The sequence below is a fragment of the Nguyenibacter sp. L1 genome (genome assembly GCF_035199985.1).
Taxonomy (GTDB): domain Bacteria; phylum Pseudomonadota; class Alphaproteobacteria; order Acetobacterales; family Acetobacteraceae; genus Gluconacetobacter; species Gluconacetobacter vanlangensis.
Genome location: NZ_CP127015.1, coordinates 2,765,001 through 2,784,858, shown reverse-complemented (window position 1 = coordinate 2,784,858; position 19,858 = coordinate 2,765,001). Strand labels below are relative to the sequence as shown.

14 protein-coding genes, 1 tRNA gene, 2 rRNA genes and 1 pseudogene (1 of these 18 running past the window's edge) are annotated in these 19,858 nt (G+C 65.0%); 12 read left to right on the top strand and 6 right to left on the bottom strand.

Going from position 1 to position 19,858, the window contains the following annotated elements; translation table 11 throughout:
* Positions 1-7: 7 nt before the first annotated feature.
* Entirely contained in the window at positions 8-1,261 is a 1,254-nt protein-coding gene (locus QN315_RS12540; RefSeq protein WP_323989587.1) for an MFS transporter, read from the top strand.
* A 29-nt stretch (positions 1,262-1,290) separates the two neighbouring features.
* Entirely contained in the window at positions 1,291-1,710 is a 420-nt protein-coding gene (locus QN315_RS12535; RefSeq protein ID WP_323993825.1) for a hypothetical protein, read from the top strand.
* A gap of 96 nt (positions 1,711-1,806) precedes the next feature.
* On the opposite strand, the pseudogene QN315_RS12530 reads toward QN315_RS12535, so the two are convergent.
* A pseudogene (locus QN315_RS12530) lies at positions 1,807-2,092 on the bottom strand (hypothetical protein); the annotation flags it as partial.
* A 597-nt stretch (positions 2,093-2,689) separates the two neighbouring features.
* Between QN315_RS12530 and QN315_RS12525 the strand changes: the two are divergent.
* Together QN315_RS12525 and QN315_RS12520 are read left to right on the top strand one after the other, a co-directional pair.
* Entirely contained in the window at positions 2,690-7,522 is a 4,833-nt protein-coding gene (locus tag QN315_RS12525) for an ATP-dependent helicase (protein WP_323989586.1), read from the top strand.
* An 83-nt stretch (positions 7,523-7,605) separates the two neighbouring features.
* A complete protein-coding gene (locus tag QN315_RS12520; protein ID WP_323989584.1) occupies positions 7,606-8,364 on the top strand; it encodes a DUF72 domain-containing protein in 759 nt (252 codons plus the stop codon).
* A 71-nt stretch (positions 8,365-8,435) separates the two neighbouring features.
* Here QN315_RS12520 and QN315_RS12515 read toward each other — a convergent pair whose 3' ends face one another.
* Together QN315_RS12515 and QN315_RS12510 are read right to left on the bottom strand one after the other, a co-directional pair.
* Positions 8,436-8,684: a hypothetical protein gene (locus tag QN315_RS12515; protein WP_323989582.1), complete on the bottom strand. Its 249-nt coding sequence runs from the start codon at positions 8,682-8,684 to the stop codon at positions 8,436-8,438.
* A gap of 18 nt (positions 8,685-8,702) precedes the next feature.
* Positions 8,703-9,131, bottom strand: a complete 429-nt coding sequence (locus QN315_RS12510) for a manganese catalase family protein (RefSeq protein WP_408904636.1) — start codon at positions 9,129-9,131, stop codon at positions 8,703-8,705.
* Between QN315_RS12510 and QN315_RS12505 the strand changes: the two genes are divergently transcribed.
* From QN315_RS12505 to QN315_RS12470, 8 genes are all read left to right on the top strand, one after another.
* The gene (locus QN315_RS12505; RefSeq protein ID WP_323989580.1) at positions 9,130-9,567 is read left to right on the top strand and encodes a ferritin-like domain-containing protein; all 438 of its coding nucleotides are present in this window, start codon (positions 9,130-9,132) and stop codon (positions 9,565-9,567) included. The genes QN315_RS12510 and QN315_RS12505 overlap by 2 nt on opposite strands.
* Positions 9,568-9,632: 65 nt before the next feature.
* Positions 9,633-9,788, top strand: coding sequence for a hypothetical protein (locus QN315_RS12500; protein WP_323989579.1), 156 nt, complete (start codon positions 9,633-9,635; stop codon positions 9,786-9,788).
* 716 nt (positions 9,789-10,504) lie between these two features.
* Complete coding sequence (locus QN315_RS12495) at positions 10,505-12,292, top strand: thiamine pyrophosphate-requiring protein (RefSeq protein ID WP_323989578.1); 1,788 nt, start codon at positions 10,505-10,507, stop codon at positions 12,290-12,292.
* Positions 12,293-12,455: 163 nt separating this feature from the next.
* Positions 12,456-13,727, top strand: a complete 1,272-nt coding sequence (locus QN315_RS12490; protein WP_323989577.1) for a glycosyltransferase family 2 protein — start codon at positions 12,456-12,458, stop codon at positions 13,725-13,727.
* Positions 13,724-14,971, top strand: coding sequence for an acyl-CoA dehydrogenase (locus QN315_RS12485; RefSeq protein ID WP_323989576.1), 1,248 nt, complete (start codon positions 13,724-13,726; stop codon positions 14,969-14,971). Before QN315_RS12490 ends, QN315_RS12485 begins: the two co-directional genes overlap by 4 nt.
* Positions 14,949-15,602: a PIG-L deacetylase family protein gene (locus QN315_RS12480; RefSeq protein WP_323989575.1), complete on the top strand. Its 654-nt coding sequence runs from the start codon at positions 14,949-14,951 to the stop codon at positions 15,600-15,602. The genes QN315_RS12485 and QN315_RS12480 overlap by 23 nt, the downstream gene beginning before the upstream one ends.
* The gene (locus QN315_RS12475) at positions 15,595-16,179 is read left to right on the top strand and encodes an SAM-dependent methyltransferase (protein ID WP_323989574.1); all 585 of its coding nucleotides are present in this window, start codon (positions 15,595-15,597) and stop codon (positions 16,177-16,179) included. Before QN315_RS12480 ends, QN315_RS12475 begins: the two co-directional genes overlap by 8 nt.
* A gap of 123 nt (positions 16,180-16,302) precedes the next feature.
* Complete coding sequence (locus tag QN315_RS12470; RefSeq protein WP_323989573.1) at positions 16,303-18,603, top strand: FdhF/YdeP family oxidoreductase; 2,301 nt, start codon at positions 16,303-16,305, stop codon at positions 18,601-18,603.
* Positions 18,604-18,713: 110 nt separating this feature from the next.
* Here QN315_RS12470 and QN315_RS12465 read toward each other — a convergent pair.
* The 3 genes from QN315_RS12465 to QN315_RS12455 form a co-directional block, all read right to left on the bottom strand.
* Positions 18,714-18,790 (bottom strand) — tRNA-Met (locus QN315_RS12465).
* Positions 18,791-18,811: 21 nt separating this feature from the next.
* Positions 18,812-18,927: ribosomal RNA gene (gene rrf / locus QN315_RS12460) — 5S ribosomal RNA — on the bottom strand.
* Positions 18,928-19,046: 119 nt separating this feature from the next.
* Positions 19,047-19,858 (bottom strand): 23S ribosomal RNA (locus QN315_RS12455) (it continues 1,929 nt past the right edge of the window).

Here is a 19,858-nt window from a genome sequence, read left to right as displayed (position 1 = left end):
ACCGCGCATGGCTGATACTCAGGAAGTCGTCGCCGAGCGTGCTGATGGTTCCTCCTGGACCATGCTGGTGGCTCTTGTGGTTCCCATTAACATCATGATGGCGCTCGACAAGAACAGCTTCGCACTCGCCGCCCCACGTATTGGCCATGCGCTCGGACTGAATTACGTCCAGATATCGACCGTGATTGCGTCCCTCGCCTGGAGCTACGCCGTCATGCAGTTGCCGAGCGGATGGCTCGTCAGCCGGATCGGGCCGCATCGCGCCTTGGGCTTTGCCTGCCTGCTCTGGTCGCTTGTCACAATGGCGATGCCGCAGGCATCAGGCTTTACCAGTTTCCTTGCCTTCCGCATCGCCATGGGTGCCTTCCAGGCACCCGACTGGAGCGCCAGCGTCAGCGCCGTGCATGACTGGTTCGCCTTGACCCGCCGGTCCCGAGGCAATGCCGTGCTTCTGGGATGCCTCTATATCGGGTCGGCATCGGCCGGTCCGATCACCACGCAAGCCGTCACGGTCATCGGGTGGCGCCACGCGCTTGTAGCATTCGGTGCGATCGGTGTCGGGCTGAGCCTTCTGTGGCTCCTGTTTTACCGCGACGGCCCGCATCGTGGCGATCAGGCGTCTCCACCCCGAGCGACGACGCCGATTTTCGCAGCCTTGCTACGCTCGCCCCGCTTCTGGGCGATCGGCGCATTCTATCTCTGCGTCCTGTCGGTGCAGTCCTTCTATCACGTGACCTTGCCGCACTACCTGATGTCAGCCCGTCATCTGAGCTACGCGTCCATGGGTTGGATCTTCGCCATGCCTTGGCTCTGCCTTTACGTTTCGGTCATCGGCAGCGGCTTTGCCAGCGATCTGATCCTGCGGCGCACGGGGTCGATTTTTGCAAGCCGCGCGGTGTTCGGGGCCGTCGGCGCGGTACTCAGTGCATTGGCCCTGGAAGCCGCGACATTCTGCGCCAGCACGATCGCCGCCGTGGCCTGCCTGTGCATGGCCCTCGCGGCACTCGGCATGTGTCAGGTCTCCATCTGGTCGCTTGCACAAGGGCTGACAAATCGCTTCGTCGGCATCGTTGTCGGATGGGCGGGGTTCTGGGGAAACGTCGCCGCCGGTATCGTACCGATCGTGACGTCCTGGATGCTCGCACGCGGCGTCGGCTGGTCCACTGCGCTTGCCGTTCCGTGTCTGCTCGGCGTTCTCGGCGCCGTGTTCTGTCTGGTGGCTGGCAGACGCGGGCCCACGCTCGACGTGGATTTTTTTTGACAATCCTGAACCCATAGGGAAAAAAGATTGTGGACAACACTTCCCTCAGCGGTTGCTGGATCATCGACGCGGCGCATTCGTCGTGGAGCGATGGCCGGTTTCCACCCGACATGAGTCTGCGCCTCTATCTCGAGTTCACGCAAGATCGGCTGCGGTATCACTCGGAAAATGATACGGATCGTACACAGGCCGTCCGTACTCTCGATTACGACACGATCCTGGACGGAAGCACGTCAGGCCTTGCGGGCAGCCCGCGCTTCGATACCGTCCGCGCACGCCAGATCTCCACGCTGGAATTCGAGATTCTTGAACTGCTCGATGATGACGTGATCGTCGCCGCCTATTGGCGCTTCAGCGAGGACGGGCGTACTCTGTGGCGGTGGGGTGTTGGGAAGTCCCCGCTCGGACGCTCCCGTACTTACGCAGAGCTCTTTGTCCGCAAGGATTGATTGCGAAAGAGGCCCCCATATGTCGCTGCACCGCGTCTGTGTCGTTCGAAGCAGCCAAGGTTCCGCCTGCGTTAGCAGGGGGAATGCTGCGGAGGGGTCTATGAATGCCAACAGCATTTTCCGCGGCGATCGAGCTCCACCATCGCAAAATATGCCGATGCCTTACGCAGGATCTCGTTGGCGCGCCGAAACTCTTTGTCCTCGCGCTCAAGCTCTTTGAGCCGAATGCGCTCGTCACCAGCTTCCCCGCCGATCCTGCTCGCCGTCTCGCCTCATCGCGGTACCAGCACCACGGCGCCTCGGCCGTGCAGCCGATCTTGGCAGCAATCGAAGTCATCGCAGCCCATTCCGAGCCGTAATCGGCGCGATGCTCGCCCACCATACGGACTGCACGCTCACGGACCTCAGGCGAACGCGGCGGATTTCTCCTCCTTTCATCGTATTCTGAGCTGCAATCACTGGAGTGCTCTGGCCCTGGCCAAGACGCCGTTTGTCTGGCTGGTCGCGGTTCTGGTGCCTGACGGTTCGGTCATCATCGGGGGTCGACGATACGCTGGAACCGCGGACAGGGCGCAAGATCAGCGCGCGTGGCATTTATCGTGATCCGATGCGCTCGTCGCATGGACATTTCGTCAAAGCCAGCGGCCTGCGCTGGCAAGCTTTCATGCTTCTTGCGCCGACCTCATGGACCGGACGGGTGGGGGATTGCCTCTCCCGACTGTGCTGTGCCCTCGGAGTGCTACGCCCGTGAGCGTGGTCGCCCTCACCGGAGCTGACGGACAGGGCGCCACCATGCCGAGCATCCGGCCATGCTCCATCCAGCCACCGCCGCCGCCGTCGCAGCCGGCCGCTCAATCGCTCCACGGATCGACCCGTTCGACGCCAAATCTTTTGAAGTCGCGTGGACGCGTTTGTGACAAACTGCTCCTGTGGATTGAACGACCAAGGCTGCCGCTGAAAAGCAGAAAGAACCTGCGGAATGACGCCCCGAAGGAAAACCCCGAACCCCGACCCGCTTGCAAGGTTCGCCCCCGCGACCCGCGCATGGTTCGACGCGGCGTTCGCGTGTCCGACCGCGGTGCAGGCGGCAGCCTGGGCGGTCATCGGCGCCGGGGAAAACGCACTGGTGATCGCGCCGACCGGTTCGGGCAAGACCCTGGCCGCATTCCTGCATGCGATCGACCGGCTTTTCCGCGAGCGTGAGGCGGAGACCGCCGCAGAGGCGGCACCCGGGTCAACGACGCCCGAAGCAAGGGCCGCGACACGCATTCTCTACATCTCGCCGGTCAAAGCGCTCGGTGCCGACGTGCAGCGCAATCTGCGAATCCCGCTCCATGGCGTTGGAGTGGAGCGGAAGCGGCGCGGTGACGCACCCGTTGAAATCACTATCGGCATGCGCACCGGCGATACCCCTGCGGCCGAACGGGCGGGGCTGCTGCGCCGCCCTCCCGATATTCTCATCACTACGCCCGAGTCACTCTATCTGATGCTGACCTCGAAGGCGCGCGAGACGCTCCATGGCATACAGGCCGTGATCGTCGACGAGGTTCATGCGGTGGCCGACACCAAGCGCGGTGCGCATCTGGCGCTGAGCCTGGAGCGTCTGGACGCGCTGCTGGCCACGCCAGCCCAGCGGATCGGATTGTCGGCGACCGTGCGTCCGGTCGATCGGGTGGCGCAATTCCTGGGTGGGGCGCAGCCGGTCACGGTCGTGAATCCGCCCTCGAGCCGCCGGCTCGATCTGAAGATCGTGGTGCCGGTCAAGGACATGGGCGACCTGGCGGCATCGGGCGGCCAGGCCGGCGATGAGGAACGGAGCGTACGAGGCGGCTCGATCTGGCCTCATGTCGAAGCCAGCATCTTCGAGAAGATCCTGGCCCAGCGCGCGACGATCGTCTTCGCCAATTCGCGCGGCCTTGCCGAGAAGCTCACGGCAAGGCTTAACGAACTCTATGCCGAGCGATTCGCGCAAGACGCGCCGCTCATGCCGAATGCCGAGCCGCCCGTCCATTACGCGTCGGCCTCCGGCAGCACCGAAAAGCGATCGACGGGCGTGCCGCCGCTGCTCGCGCGGTCGCATCATGGCTCGGTCTCGAAAGAGCAGCGCCGCGAGATCGAAGACGCCCTCAAATCCGGCGATCTACGCTGCGTCGTCGCGACGTCGAGCCTGGAACTCGGCATCGATATGGGGCTGGTCGATCTGGTGATCCAGGTTGCAGCGCCCCCATCGGTGGCGAGTGGCCTGCAACGGGTGGGCCGCGCCGGCCATCAGGTCGGCGGCGCGTCATCCGGGTTGGTCTATCCCCGCACGCGGCGCGATCTGGTCGATGCCACCGTAACCGTCGAATCCATGCGCGCCGGCCGTATCGAGGCGATCGACCCGCCTCGCAACCCGCTCGACGTGCTGGCGCAGCAGACGGTGGCGGCGGTCGCCGTCTCACCCGTAGCCGTCGAGGACTGGTATGCGGCGGTGCGCCGCGCCGCGCCTTTCCGGACCCTGCCGCGCGGCGCGTTCGATGCGACGCTCGACATGCTCGCCGGGCGCTATCCCTCCAACGATTTCGCCGCGTTCCGCCCCCGCCTGGTCTGGAACCGCGAGACCGGGGTCCTGACGCCGCGTCCCGGCGCCTTGCAACTTGCCGTCACGAGCGGCGGCACCATTCCCGACCGGGGAATGTTTGCCGTCGTCCTCCCTGAGGGCGAGGAACGGACCGGGTCGCGCCGCGTCGGGGAACTCGATGAAGAGATGGTCTACGAATCCCGGGTGAACGACATCATCACACTCGGCACGACGTCCTGGCGCATCGAACAGATCACCAACGACCAGGTTATCGTGACGCCGGCGCCGGGCCGCTCGGCCCGGCTACCTTTCTGGCACGGCGATGGCGTGCGGCGGCCCGCCGAACTGGGGGAAGCAATCGGCGCCTTCCTGGCCGCGCTCGACGCCGGAATGCGCGAAGAAACCGGAGACGACGATAACGTTCCCCCGCCGGAAACAAGGCTGCGGGCGGCCGGGCTGAACACGAACGCGATCGCCAACATGCGTGCGCTAGTCGACGCGCAGCGTGCGGCGACCGGCGTGCTGCCGACGGATCGGACGCTGGTGGTCGAGCGCTGCCGCGACGAGGCCGGCGACTGGCGGGTCATCCTGCACTCGCCCTATGGGCGCCGCGTGCACGATCCCTGGGCGCTGGCGATCGCCGCGCGCGTCCGGCGCCGGTTCGGTGTCGACCCTTCGGTAGTGGCCAGTGACGACGGCATCGTCGCCCGCCTGCCCGATACCGCTGGACAGGTGCCGGGGGCGGAACTGTTCCTCTTCGACCCGGACAAACTCAGGGGCATTGTGACAGAAGCCGTGGGCGGCTCGGCATTGTTCGCTGCCCGCTTTCGGGAATGCGCCGCTCGCGCGCTGCTTCTGCCGCGCCGTACGCCCGGCCATCGCTCCCCGCTGTGGCAGCAGCGGCTGCGCGCCGGCCAGTTGCTGGAGATCGTGCGGGACCATCCGGATTTTCCGATCCTGATCGAGACCGCCCGCGAATGCCTGCGGGACGTGTATGACCTCGCAGCACTCTACAGCCTGGCGCGCCGGCTCGCGGATGGCGCGATTCGGATCGTGGAGGTGACAACCGAAATTCCGTCGCCGTTCGCGGCGGACCTTCTGTTCGGATACGTTGCCGAATTCATGTATGCGACGGACGCGCCGATCGCCGAGCGACGCGCCTCGGTGCTGTCTCTGGACAGTGGGCTGCTCGCCGAACTTCTCGGCGAAGTCGATCTTGGGACGCTTCTCGATCCCCTGGTCGTTGACCAGGTCGAGAGTGAGTTGCAGCGTCTGGCACCGGCTTATCGGGCGAAGGGGAAGGAGGGCGTGGCCGATCTCGTGCGCGAACTCGGCCCCTTGTCGGCAGAGGAGGTCGTGGGGCGCCTCACGGATGGCAACGCCGAAGCCTGTCTCGCCACACTCGCGACCGAGCGCCGCCTCATCCGGGTGGCGATCGCAGGCCGAGCGTGCTGGACCGCCGTCGAGGACGCCGCCCGGGTGCGCGACGCGCTCGGCGTGACGCTGCCGGCCGGTCTGCCCGATGTCTTCCTGCAGCCGGCCGCCGACCCGCTCGGCGATCTGGTCGCGCGATATGCGCGCACCCATGGACCGTTCACGACGAACGCGGTCGCAGTCCGTTTCGGGCTCGGCGTCACGGTCGCCGACGCGGCACTGGAACGGCTGCGCGCGCAGGGCAAGCTGCTCAAGGGGAATTTCGGCGTCGAGCGCCGGCTGGAAGCGCAGGTGGAGTCCGCGAGCGCCGATCCCTCGATGCGCAATGCCCCCATGCCTAATCCTCTGGCTGGCCACGAATGGATAGCGGACGACGTGTTCCGGCGCCTGCGGCTGCGTTCGCTAAAGGCCGCGCGCGAGGCGACCCGCCCGGCCACCAGAGAAACCTATGTACGCCTGCTACTGGAACGCCACGGCCTTGTTGCCCTGTCCGTCGGGCAGGCCGCGCTGCATCCCAGGCATACGGAGGGGGGAACCCTCACGGGCATCGACGGTGTCGCCCGCGTTATCGAACAACTCGCCGGCGTGCCTTTGCCGGCCTCGGTGTGGGAGAACCAGATCCTGCGTGCCCGTGTGCACAACTACACCCCGGCCATGCTGGACGAACTGATCTCCATCGGGACGGTCCTGTGGTGCGGCCATGGCAAGCTCAGCGGGGAAGACGGCCTGATCTCTCTGCATCCGCGAGAATTCGCCGCCGAAACTCTGCCGCCCACAGCAGGCGCTGATGACGCAGCGGCCCTGTCGCCGCTTCAGCGAGCGATCCTCGATGTTCTCGCCGATGGCGGAGCCTATTTCGCACGCCAGCTTGCGACATTGGCGCCCGCCCGACTGGCGGAGGGATCGGCCGGGACCAGGGACGATGGTCCGCTGGTCCCGACGTCCGATCTCGCTACGGCGCTCTGGGACCTTGCCTGGGCCGGATATATCACCAGCGACAGCTGGTCGCCGCTACGGGCTCGCACGGGCGCACGCGCGCCGCACCGTCCGATTCACCTGTCGCGGCGGCGCAGGGGGCTTCGCGGATTGTCCTCGTTCGCGCAATCGAGGACAACCGGTGCCTCGACATCCGGTGCACGGGGCGATCCGACCCTGGCGGGCCGCTGGTCGCTGTTGCCCCGCGAATCGGCCAGCGACACCGCCCGTACGCTGGCGCTGGTCGAGGGGCTTCTCGACCGGTACGGCATCGTCACACGCGGCGCGGCCGTCGCGGAAGACGTGCCGGGCGGCTTTCCCGCGCTCCAGCCGCTTTTCCGGAGCATGGAAGATGCGGGGCAGATCGTGCGCGGCCGCTTCGTCGAAGGGCTGGGAGCCGCCCAGTTCGCGGAACGTGCGACCGTCGACCGGCTCCGCGAACTCGCGGACATGCGTTCCGCCGATCCCGTTCCGGTCGCGCTTTCGGCTGGCGATCCGGCCAACCCCTTCGGCATGATTTTGCCATGGCCGCCGCACCGATCCGCGATCCGCCCGACCCGCCGCGGCGGCGCGTTCGTCGTGATCGCCGACGAACGCCTTGTATTCTATCTTACGCAGGGCGGCCGTAACCTGCTGACTTATATCGATGCGGATGATCCCGCCCTCGCCCCCGTCCTCAGCACCGGCCTTGCGGCGCTCGCCGCCGCGCTTAAGCGCGAGAAGCATCTCATGTTCACGCTTGAAATGGTTGACGACCGTCCCGTGAGGACGACGAAGCTGGACGCTGCCCTGCGCGCCTGCGGTTTCTCAATGGTGCCGAAGGGCCTGAGCTGGCATCAATAACGCGGCAGCCTCGAGATCGGCTGGCAGGAATCGCAAGCTGGGAGCTGAGATCCGTCGTCGTCCGGTCATAGGAGAAGCCGCTCATGTCCATTCGCATCGGCGTCGCTGGTTGGTCGATCCCGTCCGCGCTTACCCAGCGATTTCCCTCGGTCGGCACGCACCTTGAACGTTATGGCGCGCGCTTTTCAGCTGTCGAGATCAATAGCAGCTTCTATCGACCGCACCGGCGCACGACCTATGAGCGCTGGGCAGCAAGCGTGCCGCCCGAATTCCGCTTCTCCGTCAAGCTGCCCAAAACGATCACGCATGAGCGCCGCTTGATCGATTGTCGGGCGCTCATCGAACGCTTTGCCGAGGAAACGAGCGGCTTGGGCGACAAGCGTGGTCCCGTCCTGGTTCAGCTTCCTCCGAGTTTCGCCTACGCCGGCGACATCACCGAACGATTCATCAATGAGCTGAAGGCCACGGTCACTGGAGCTGTCGTTTTGGAGCCGAGACATGCCAGTTGGTTCCAGCCGGAGGTCGACCACATGTTAGGGAGGCAGCAAGTGTCACGGGTCGCGGCGGATCCGGCCAAACCATTGCTTGCGGCGCAACCCGGAGGCTGGAGCGGCCTCGCCTATTTTCGGCTGCACGGCTCCCCTCGCATCTACGAGTCAATTTATGGGAAAGAGGCTATTGAAGCTCATGCGAAAGTCGTTGCTTCGCTCGCCACGCGCGGCGCCGATGTTTGGACGATCTACGACAACACCATCTATGGCGCAGCCATCCAGAACGCGTTTCAGCTTACCGAAACTGTGATTGAATACGAAGTCGGAGACGAATTGGTCAGTTGCCGTTAGCAGGCGAAACCGCATGCGCGGGAGCCGTCTTCCTTATCGGCTCCCGTGACATCATCGTGGACGGACTCGTGTCAGTTCGGTCCGTCCACCGCCATCAGTTCAGGATGGAATGCAGGGCTGTCTATGCACTTGAATCCCCCTTTACTCGACAAGGAGCTGGCCATGTCCGCAGAACCGTCTCCATCTTCATCGGTCGAATCATTGAAATATTGGTCCACCAGATCCGGAGTGGGCTGAAGCGAGCCGATCTCCAGAGGCGACAAGCCCAGGCTGTCCAGTGCCAGCATGAAGGCCTTCATATGCGTGATTTCACGGGTCATCAGGAACTGCAGCGCATCCTATGTGCCCTGGTCGTCACAAAAATCGATCAGCCGTCCATAGGTGATCTTCGCACGGGCCTCCGCCGCGATATTGTTGCGAAGGTCTACCTCTGGCTGCCCAGTGATCTTCAGGTAATCAGCCGTCCACGCATTGCCTCGGGAGTTAAACAGATTGACACCACTCCCCTCGGTGATGGCGAGCAGCGGGTCGGCGTCAGCGTCCTCGCGCGACGTTTTCATCGGCTTGAGGTGCATGCGAGCCAGCGTGCCGATCACCTCCAGGTGACTCAATTCCTCGGTGCCGATATCCATCAGCAGATCCTTCAACATCGGATCATCCGTGTTAATGCCCTGAATCGAATATTGCATCGCCGCGGCCAACTCGCCGTTCGCCCCGCCAAATTGCTCCAGAAGGATGGCACCGAATCTCGGACAGGCAGAAAAGATGCTGCAGGCCCAGGCTGCCCGCCTTGAAAATTATCCTATCCTGCAGGAAAAAATTCGGCAGCACCTGGAGGAGACACGCCGCCAGGCCATTCTGATCCGCGGCTGTATCGAACGCCACGGCAGCAGCCCGTCCGGCCTGAAGGATACGGGCGGGAAGCTCATGGCCATGCTGCAGGGCCTGGGCGGTTCGCTGATGGCGGACGAAGTGATCAAGGGCTCCATGGCGAGCTACGCCTTCGAACATTTCGAAGTGTCCGCTTACGTGGCGCTGATCGCCACCGCCGAGTTCTGCGGCGACATCCAGACGCGTGACGTCTGCGCGCAGATCCTGGAGGAGGAAAAGGCCATGGCCAAATGGCTGGCGCAGGCCCTGCCGGAAACAGTGGGGCTGTTCCTGACCCGCGACAGCACAGAAACCGGCAGCGCGAAGCGATAGGCGGCCGGCCTCACCATGCCGCCGGGGCAGGACGCGACGGCGATGCAGGACAGGTCAGCGTCGCGATGTATGAGCGTGACAGCCAACATCTCCATTGGCTGGTTACGCATTTGGCGGCCTCGGCGCCGCTGCCGTTCACGATCGCCTTCGGCCTCGACGTTGTGATCGCCGCGGACCTTATGCTGGAGGGAGATGGTCGCGCGGGCGCATGGTCGGCGTAGCGTGTTCGGGCTGTGGTGCGTCTGGCCGATGGCGATACGGCGATCCAGCAACCCCTGATCCGCCGCACCGTTGAGTCCGGGCCCTCCGACTGGCCGATGACTTCGCGGCCATTCGGGAACCGACGGGCCTATCCGGGTACGCCCGCGTCACAGGCACAATCCGAAACCTCCGCAAAGGGGACCTGCGATGTCCGAGGCCGAAATCATCCTGATGCGGCATGCCGAAAAGCCGGACAAGGTGCACGACGAAATCGGCCTGTCCCCCACCGGCCGGCCGGACGAACAGGCACCCAGCGCCCGGGGCTGGCAACCCGCGGGCGCGCTTGCCCTGTTGCTGGGCGGCGACCCGCGCGTCCAGGCGTCCTCGCCGACACCCGACAAGATCCTCGCCTCCGCTTTTCGCAAGGATGGGGGCCACAGACGCCGGCCGGAACAGACCGTATTGCGCCGGCCGTCGGGCGTGCATCTGGTCTACGGGGAGCATGAAGGCCTGCTGGCCCTGGCGTACGCGATCGCGCCGGACGCCCTGGCGGACATTCCCAAAAAACGGACATGGCCGGCGGAGCATTTCGACGTGTTCTGGCGCCGTCCGCATCCGCGCGTGGCGGTTCACGCGGTCCAGCCAGTGCCTGCTGCCCCGCGATATGGACCGGCCTTTGACGCTGCGGGGCTGACGGCCCGCCCGTACGGATCCGGCCTCGACAAGGATCGATCCCATGAATGTAAGCGAGTTCGTCTGGCGTCGTCTTTGCGAATGGGGATTGCGCCGCGTCTATGGATATCCCGGCGACGGCGTCGGCGGTCTGGACGTCGCGCTACAGAAGATGCTGGGCCTGGGCATGGAATACGTCCAGGTCCGGCACGAGGAAATGGCGGCCTTCATGGCCTGCGCGCACGCCAAGTTCACCGGACAGATCGGCCTTTGCTACGCCACGTCGGGACCGGGCGCCATCCACCTTCTCAATGGCCTGTACGACGCCAAGCTGGACCATGTCGGGGTCGTCGCCCTGGTCGGACAACAGGCGCGATCGGCGATCGGTGCGCAGTACCAGCAGGAAATCGACCTGCAATGCCTGTTCAAGGACGTGGCCGGCGCATTCGTCGCCACCGCCTCCGTACCGTCGCAGGTACGGCACCTGATCGACCAGGCGGTGCGGACCGCCGCCGCCGAACGGGCGCCGACCTGCGTGATCATGCCGAACGACCTGCAGGAATTGCCCTATGCCGACCCGCCGGTGGCGCATGGCGCGACCCACACCGGGACAGGCTTTCCCGACACGGCCAGGGTGCCGGACGACGCAGCCCTGCACCGTGCCGCGGCGGTGTTGAACGAAGGACGCCGGGTCGCAATCCTGGCCGGCGCGGGCGCGCTGGACGCGACCGACGAACTGCTGGCGGTGGCCGAGATGCTGGAGGCTGGCGTGGCCAAGGCCCTGCTGGGCAAGGCCGCCCTGCCCGACGACCTGCCCTTCGTCACCGGATCGATCGGCCTGCTGGGCACCCAGCCATCCTGGGCACTGATGCAGGGATGCGACACGCTGCTGATGGTCGGCTCATCCTTTCCCTACAGCGAATTCCTGCCCAAGCCGGGGGCGGCGCGCGGCGTGCAGGTCGATATCGACGGCGCCAATCTTTCCCTGCGCTATCCGATGGACGTCAACCTTGTCGGTGACGCGGCCGCGACGCTGCGCGCGCTTCTGCCGCTGCTGGTCCGCAAGACGGACCGGTCCTGGCGCCTCGGGATCGAACGCAACGTCGCCGCGTGGTGGCGAACCCTGGAAGCGCGGGCCATGGATCCGGCCCGTCCGCTCAACCCCCAGCGCGTGTTCTGGGAATTGTCGTCCCGCCTGCCGGAGCGGGCCATCGTCACCGCCGACTCGGGCTCGGGAACCAACTGGTACGCGCGCGACCTGAAAATGCGCCGGGGCATGAAGGCTTCGCTGTCCGGCGGCCTGGCGTCGATGGGGGCCGGCGTCCCTTATGCCGTGGCGGCCAAGATGGCCTATCCCGACCGTACGGTCGTGGCCTGCGCGGGCGACGGCGCCATGCAGATGAACGGCTTGAACGAGTTGATTACCATTTCCAAATACTGGAAAAAATGGCCCAACCCTCGCCTGGTCGTGCTGGTGCTGAATAACGGCGACCTGAACCAGGTGACGTGGGAGGAACGGATCCTTCTCGGCGCCGGGAAAACGCCGGCCACCCAGTCCATTCCCGATTTTCCGTATCATCGCTATGCCGGGATGATCGGGCTGAAGGGTCTTTATGTCGACGACCCCGCGATGGTCGGCGCGGCTTGGGACGAGGCGCTGCATGCCGATCGCCCCGTCGTTCTGGAGGCAAAGACCGATCCGGACGTGCCGCCTCTGCCGCCCCACATCACCTTGAAGCAAGCCCGATCCTTCATGGCGATGCTGCCCACCGAACCCGATCTTGCAAGCGTAATCGGGAAGACCGCCCGCGAAATGCTCGCCTCCGTGCTGCCCCGTCGCCAGGGGCGCTGAAGCGCCCAGCCGGATGCAGATATATCCGTGTCGTCGGGCTCGCGTACCGGAATTTCGGGCGGTACCGGATCCGGACCGCGCCTGGGTGCCGGTGCGCCGGGCGCCGGGTCCGGCCCCTCCTGAATGCCCTGTTGGAAGCCGGCGCGGAGCAATCGCTCCAGCCGTGACCGTGGGATCGGGCGTTGCCATATCGATTCATGCCAACGGCGTGTACAGGGCTGCCCGTCGAAAACCTGTTTGCAGGTCGGGCGTTTCCCGTTTGAATGGCATTACGACCTTCGCTTTTGGGGGGCGATCTCGATCGATCCCGATCATGAAAGATGGCTTATCCGTTGATTTCGGTTATCCGAAAGTCGCTTATGCCATCGCCATACCGGCGCGCGACGAGGAACGCCGCGTCGAGCATTGCCTGGACGCATGCAGACGCGCCATGGACGGATGGTCGCAAAACGGAATCATCACCGTTCTTGTCAACAATAGCTGCGACCATACGGCCCGAAGGGCCCTGGCGTGGGCCCGCCGGAACGCCAGCCCTTTGAGATTGGCCGAATGCCGCTTTTCCGCGGCGGAGGCCCATGCGGGCAACGCGCGCCGCGCGGCCTTGGATTTCGCGCGCGCCCATGTCACGGCCGAGGGCTGGCTGCTGACGACCGATGCCGATTCCCAGCCCGCGCCCGACTGGATCGGGGCCAACCTGGCGCCGCTGGCCGACGGCCGGGCCGCCATGGTCTGCGGCTTCGTTGACCTGGACGCGGCGGAGTTCGCACGTTTGCCGTCATGGATCGTCGAACGAGACGCCGCCGAGGACCGTTACCGTCGCACCGCGCTGGAACTGGCCAGCCTGCTGGACCCCGACATGCTCAATCCCTGGCCCTTTCACGGAATTATCTCCGGCGCGAGCCTGGCCATGTCGGCTGCCGCCTACGACCGGGTCGGCGGTGCGCCGATCGTACCATGCGGCGAGGATCGGGCGCTTGTCCGGCGGTTTCTTGCCCACGACCTGCCGGTGCTGTATGCCGATGCGCCGCGCGTCGTCACCTCTGGCCGGCTGGATGGCCGCGCACCGGGTGGCATGGCCGACACCATCGCCTCGCGACTGGCCGGAGAGGCACATCGCTGTGACGAGGAATTGGAACCGGCACACCGCACCTGGTTCCGTGCCAGCCTGCGCGGGCGGCTACGCCGGTCACTCCGCGATCAGCGACAATGCGACGCGGCGCTGTCAGAGGCCGCCCTGTCGCGCGAACAAATGCGAACGGCGCGGACCTTCACCCGTTTCGGACAGCTATGGGCATTCGTCGAGCATGCCAGTCCCCGCCTGACGCGCCGCCGCATGCTGTGGGAAGAAATGATGGCCGAACTGCCCCGGCTGGAGACGTTTCGCGACCACGCCGCCCGTGCGGCCGCTCCATCGCCGGCAGGAGAAACCGCATGAAGGATCATGCGATCGAAACGGCAACCCTCACCGCACCGGAACGAAGCGACCTGATGCGGCAGTTGTCGGCAAATGCCGGTCCCGCCGATCGGGGCTCGATCGGCCTGGCATCGGAGATCGGCGCCCTGTCGCGGGCCGGTGCGCTGGTGGCCTGCCTGCCCTTCACGGCAGGCGGCGAAGGACTCGGGCTGGACGCCGATTCCGTAGTGGCTGCCTTTGAACTGCTGAGGGATATGGGTCGCGCCAATCTCTCCGTCGCCCGGTTGTTCGAGGGGCATCTGAACGCGGCAAAGCTCCTGCATCTCTATGGCGGATCCAGCGTGGCGGAGCGTGCTTTCGCCGCCGTCCGGGATGGCGCGTTGCTCGGCGTCTGGGCGGCCGATGGCGCCTGCCCGCTGCGCTATGGCCGGGCGGGACGCCACCTGCGCCTGGACGGTGAGAAAATCTTTGCATCGGGATTGGGGCTGGTGCGCTTCGCGGTGGTGTCGCTTCGTGCCGAAGGAACCGATCGGTCATGCCCAGATCTTGCAATCGTCGACGTATCCGATTCCGCCCGCCAGGATCCGAGCGCATGGAACGCCACGGGCATGCGCGCCACGGTGTCTGGCCGTTTCGATTTCACCGGCCTGGAAATCGATCCGGCCGCCCTGATCGGCCAGCCGGGCGATTATGAGCGGGAACCCCATTACGAAGGCGGTACCTGGCGCTATTGCGCGGCGCAATTGGGCGGAGCCGAAGCGCTGGTCGAACTCTGGCGATCGGATTTGGCGGCGCGCGGCCGGCTGGATGACCCGCTGCAACTGGCACGATATGCGCGGGCTGTCTCGCTGTGCCGCGCCATGGCGCATCTGGTGCGGGAGACGGGAATGACCGTCGAGACATCGGCGACCGGCAGCGCGGCAAGGATCGACGCCGCCGTCGCGGACGCTCTGCTAACCCAGCAGTTCGTGGAAGAAAGCTGCATGGAGGTCCTCCGACTGGCCGAGCGCTCGCTGGGCACCGCGGGCTACGCCAGCGGATCGCCCATCGAACGCATCCGGCGCGACCTGTCGTTGTTCCTCCGCCAAGCGGCCCCGGATGCCAAACTGCTCAAGGGGCGGGTCGGTTGCTCGCCGCCGCATGCCCATGGTGACGCCGTTCGCCAAAGGGACGCTCGTCCGGCAAGCGGCATGTGCTGCGCCGATCGATATCGCGACGCTGGCCGGGCCGGCAGGCGTACTCGTGCTGGCGCCACATCCCGATGACGAATCGCTCGGCTGCGGTGGTGCGATAGCAGCGGCGAGCCGCGCCGGCCGCTCTGTCCTGGTTGTCACGTTGACGGATGGTCGGTCGTCGCATCCCGGCTCCCGGCTCTTTCCCGCCGACCGGCTGATCGCGCTGCGGCGCGATGAACTGGCGGAAGCCGTCCGGCGCCTGACCAGGGGATCGGGCCGAACCGCCACCCTCGGCTTTCCCGATCAGGGCGCACCGGCGACTTCAGCCGGCCAAGCGCAGGCGGCTGCCCGCCTGCTGTCCTTCATCGATCGCTGCGATATCAGCGCGATCTGGGCAAGCTGGGAAAAGGATCCCCATCCCGACCATCGTTGCGCGGCGGCGGTCGCATGCGCGGCCGCGCGCGCCAGGCGCGGGCTGACAGTGTGGCAATACCCGATCTGGGGCCGCTTCATCGAGGCGGCTCTCGAGCGAGGCGCAACGCTGCGCGTTTTCGATACCGTGCCGTTCCAGGAGGAAAAGGCGGCAGCGATCGCGGCGCATCGGTCGCAGATGACGAACCTGATCCCGGACGCCCCCGGAGGCTTCGTCATGGATGAACGAACGCGACGGCATTTCCTCGACAGTCCCGAACTTTTCATCGCCAACGCGTGCCATGTCTGAACGCGCCGCCAGATTCGACCAGTTCTATGCCGCAGACATCGATCCATGGCATGTCCGCACCTCTGCCTATGAACGAAGAAAATACCGAGCGACGCTCGCGGCGCTGCCGCAGCCGCGCTATGCGCGCGGCATCGAAGCCGGATGCGCGATCGGAGAACTGACCCACATGCTGTCGTACCGATGCGACAGCCTGACGGCGATGGACGTCTCCACCGTGGCGCTTGCGGAAGCGGTGCGACGGAATGCCGACCGGCCCAACATCATCTTCCTGCGCGCAGAGATTCCGGACGCGTGGCCGACGGGGATGCCGGCCGACCTGATCGTCCTGTCCGAAATCCTGTATTTCCTGTCGCCTGCCGAACTCGTACGGCTGGCGCGGCGAATCGCCACCGGATGGTATCCGGGCGGGCACTGCGTGCTTGTCAATTACCTTGGATCTACCGGAGAAATTCTGCAGGGCAACCAAGCCGCCGACCTGCTGGTGGCAGCCATGGCGGCGCAGACCGGCATCCGGCACGACGGCCCGGTCATGCACGATCGCTACCGCCTCGACATCCTGACCCATGAAGGGCCGTAGCAACGGGCAATGGACGTGGCAGATGTCCGTTTCGCGCGGTTTTCGGAAACTTCTCCGCTATTCCACGCCTTATCATCGATACCGCAAAGTTCGCATTTCCCGTTGGCGGAAACGGAGGCCGGCATGGCAGGGGACGACGATGGCGACGCCGCGGACCGCGGCGCGATTCCTTCCGGCGGCTGGGGATCGATCCGGGCGGTCGCCGGCATCCTGGCGCGCGAGGGCCACGCGGCCAGCACGACGCTGGCGCTGCGACGACAGAACAAGGACGGCGGTTTCATGTGCGTCTCGTGCGCCTGGGCCAAACCGTCACCACCACATCTGGCCGAATTCTGCGAAAACGGCGCCAAGGCCACGGCCTGGGACCTGACCAGCGCGCGTATCACGGCGGATTTTTTTGCCCGCCACAGCGTGACGGAACTGGAGGGCTGGAGCGACCATGCGCTGGAACAGGCCGGCCGCCTGATCGATCCGATGCGTTGGGATCCGAATACGGACCACTACGTGCCCGCGACATGGGAGGAAGCATTCAGCGCCATCGGCACCGCGCTGCGAACAACGGCGCCGGACATGACCGTATTCTATACCTCGGGCCGTGCCAGCAACGAGGCTGCGTATATGTATCAGCTTCTGGCGCGGCTGTACGGCACGAACAACCTGCCGGATTCCTCGAATATGTGCCACGAAAGCACGTCCGTCGGGCTGCCGCAGGCCATCGGCGTGCCGGTCGGCACCGTGACGCTGGACGATTTCGCACAGACCGACCTGATCATGATCTTCGGCCAGAACACCGCCACCAACAGCCCGCGCATGCTTCATCAACTGGAGGATGCAGCGCGACGCGGCGTTCCTATCCTGGTCGTCAACACGCTGCGCGAGCGAGGACTGGATTATTTCGTCAATCCGCAGAATCCGCTGCGAATGCTGGCGCACCGCCCCACCCCCATCGCCACGCGCGTCTACCAGCCCCGACCGGGCGGGGACCTGGCGCTGCTGGCCGGCCTGTGCAAGCAATTGCTGGAATGGGACGACGCGGAGAGTCTGATCGACGGTGTTCCCGCCTTGGACCATGCATTCATTCACGAACACACACACGGCTTTGCCGATTTCGTCCGGGCGATGAAGGCACATGACTGGCAGACGATCGTGCGCCGCTCCGGCTTGTCACGCACCGCGATCAGCGAGATCGCGACCTTCTACCGCAACGCGACGAAAGTGCTGGGCCTTTACGGCATGGGCCTGACCCAGCACCGCGAGGGCGTGGAAAACGTACGCATGCTTGCCTCACTGCTGCTGCTGCGCGGCAATATCGGTCGACCGGGGGCGGGCATTTGCCCCGTGCGCGGCCATTCCAACGTCCAGGGTCAAAGATCGGTATGGATTACCGAGAAACCGGAATTGGTGCCGCTGGACCAGATGGCCCGGCTGTACGAGTTTTCGCCTCCTCGGCATAAGGGCCTGGATGTGGTCGAGGCTGCCGAAAAAGTGATCGGCGGCGACGTCAAGGCGGTGATCCAACTGGGCGGCAATCTGGTGCGTTCGCTGCCGGAACACACGCTGCTGATTCCTGCCTGGCGCCGCCTGGAGTTGACGGTGATGATCACGACCCGGTTGAACCGCAGTCATCTGATCCATGGCCGCGCCGCCTGGCTGCTGCCGTGTCTCAGCCGTGTCGAAATCGATCGCCAGGCCAGCGGACCGCAGATTGTCAGCATCGAGGACAGTACCTCCTGCATCCATGCCTCGCGCGGATTGCGCCAGCCCGCCGGGACGAACCTACGGTCCGAACCCGCCATCATCGCCGGCATCGCGAACGCCCTGTTGCCGCCCAACCCGCACGTGCCATGGCAGGAATGGGTGGCCGACTATGCTCGTATCCGAAACGCCATCGCCGCGACCTATCCGGAGTGGTACGCCGACTATAACCAGCGCTTGAACCAGCCCGGCGGCTTCTACCGCGGCAACGACGCGCGCCAACGCCGATGGAAGACCGCGTCGGGCAAGGCAAATTTCCTGCCTTTGGCCAGCTTGGAAGCCGATCCGGATATGCCCGCCCCGCAAGACGGGTTCGTGCTTGTCACGGTCCGTAGCAACGACCAGTTCAACACGACCGTCTACGGTTATGATGACCGTTTTCGCAACGTCAAGGGCACGCGCCAGGTGGTGATGATGTGTCCCGACGACATGGCGGCGAGGGGATTGGAGCCGGGCGCGACCGTCGTGCTGGAGACCGTCGCGGACGATAGGGTGAGGCGGGAGGTCACCGGTCTGCGGATCGTGCCTTTCGACCTGCCACGCGGCACGCTGGCCGCCTACTATCCCGAATGCAACGCCCTGCTGCCGCTGTGGCATCGGGCGCGAGAAAGCCATGTGCCGGCCGCGAAATCGATCCCGGTGCGGCTGCGGCCTGCCGCCAGTACCTGACGCTCCGGGACCACTTCAATTTCACCATGCCGCTATGCTTTTGGTTGGGGTGCCATGAACGCAAAAGGCCGCCCATGGGGCGGCCTTTGGCTTTTAGTATCGGGATTTCATGGTTGCGGGGGCAGGATTTGAACCTGCGGCCTTCAGGTTATGAGCCTGACGAGCTACCGGGCTGCTCCACCCCGCGGTGGTGTAGGTGGATTGGAAGACCTGGCGGCGACCGACTTTCCCGCGTCTTGAGACGCAGTATCATAGGCGCTGGGGCATTTCACGGCCGAGTTCGGGATGGGATCGGGTGGAGCTATCCCCGCCATGGCCACCAGGTCGTCCAGTCCACCCTGATGGGGTGTAGTGGGCGTGAGAGGTTGGTGCTGAGGTGTGTGTATTGAGTGTTGAGTGGATGATTGCTGTGCATGTGTGTTGCCTGCGTTTAAGCGGGCTGTGTGAGTGAGCCTATTGGGCGATTAGGACCAGTTAGCTGCACGCATTACTGCGCTTTCACATCTGGCCTATCGACGTGATGGTCTATCACGGCCCTCGGGGAGACCTGGTTTTGAGGTGGGTTTCTCGCTTAGATGCTTTCAGCGATTATCCCGTCCAGACTTAGCTACCCGGCTGTGCCGCTGGCGCGACAACCGGTGCACCAGAGGTCTGTTCATCCCGGTCCTCTCGTACTAGGGACAAATCCTCTCAAGTCTCCAACACCCACGGCAGATAGGGACCGAACTGTCTCACGACGTTCTAAACCCAGCTCACGTACCACTTTAATCGGCGAACAGCCGAACCCTTGGGACCTGCTCCAGCCCCAGGATGTGATGAGCCGACATCGAGGTGCCAAACCTCCCCGTCGATGTGGACTCTTGGGGGAGATCAGCCTGTTATCCCTAGAGTACCTTTTATCCGTTGAGCGATGGCCCTTCCACGCGGGACCACCGGATCACTATGGCCGACTTTCGTCTCTGATCGAGCTGTCACTCTCACAGTCAGGCGGGCTTATGCCATTGCACTCAACAGTCGATGTCCGACCGACCTGAGCCCACCATCGCGCGCCTCCGTTACACTTTGGGAGGCGACCGCCCCAGTCAAACTGCCCACCATGCAGGGTCCCGGACCAGGCTTACTGGTCTCGGTTAGACATCAGAAACAGTCAGGGTGGTATTTCAAGGATGGCTCCACCGGAACTGGCGCCCCGGGTTCTAAGCCTCCCACCTATCCTACACAGAATGTCTCTGATGCCACTGCAAAGCTGCAGTAA

Bases quoted from the DNA above. Each gene is read 5' to 3' on its own strand.
- QN315_RS12470 (WP_323989573.1), top strand. From the start codon at position 16,303: ATGGCAGGGGACGACGATGGCGACGCCGCGGACCGCGGCGCGATTCCT.
- QN315_RS12540 (WP_323989587.1), top strand. From the start codon at position 8: ATGGCTGATACTCAGGAAGTCGTCGCCGAGCGTGCTGATGGTTCCTCC.
- QN315_RS12495 (WP_323989578.1), top strand. From the start codon at position 10,505: ATGAATGTAAGCGAGTTCGTCTGGCGTCGTCTTTGCGAATGGGGATTG.
- QN315_RS12520 (WP_323989584.1), top strand. From the start codon at position 7,606: ATGTCCATTCGCATCGGCGTCGCTGGTTGGTCGATCCCGTCCGCGCTT.
- QN315_RS12525 (WP_323989586.1), top strand. From the start codon at position 2,690: ATGACGCCCCGAAGGAAAACCCCGAACCCCGACCCGCTTGCAAGGTTC.
- QN315_RS12500 (WP_323989579.1), top strand. From the start codon at position 9,633: ATGTATGAGCGTGACAGCCAACATCTCCATTGGCTGGTTACGCATTTG.
- QN315_RS12485 (WP_323989576.1), top strand. From the start codon at position 13,724: ATGAAGGATCATGCGATCGAAACGGCAACCCTCACCGCACCGGAACGA.
- QN315_RS12505 (WP_323989580.1), top strand. From the start codon at position 9,130: ATGCTGCAGGCCCAGGCTGCCCGCCTTGAAAATTATCCTATCCTGCAG.
- QN315_RS12475 (WP_323989574.1), top strand. From the start codon at position 15,595: ATGTCTGAACGCGCCGCCAGATTCGACCAGTTCTATGCCGCAGACATC.
- QN315_RS12515 (WP_323989582.1), bottom strand. From the start codon at position 8,684: ATGACCCGTGAAATCACGCATATGAAGGCCTTCATGCTGGCACTGGAC.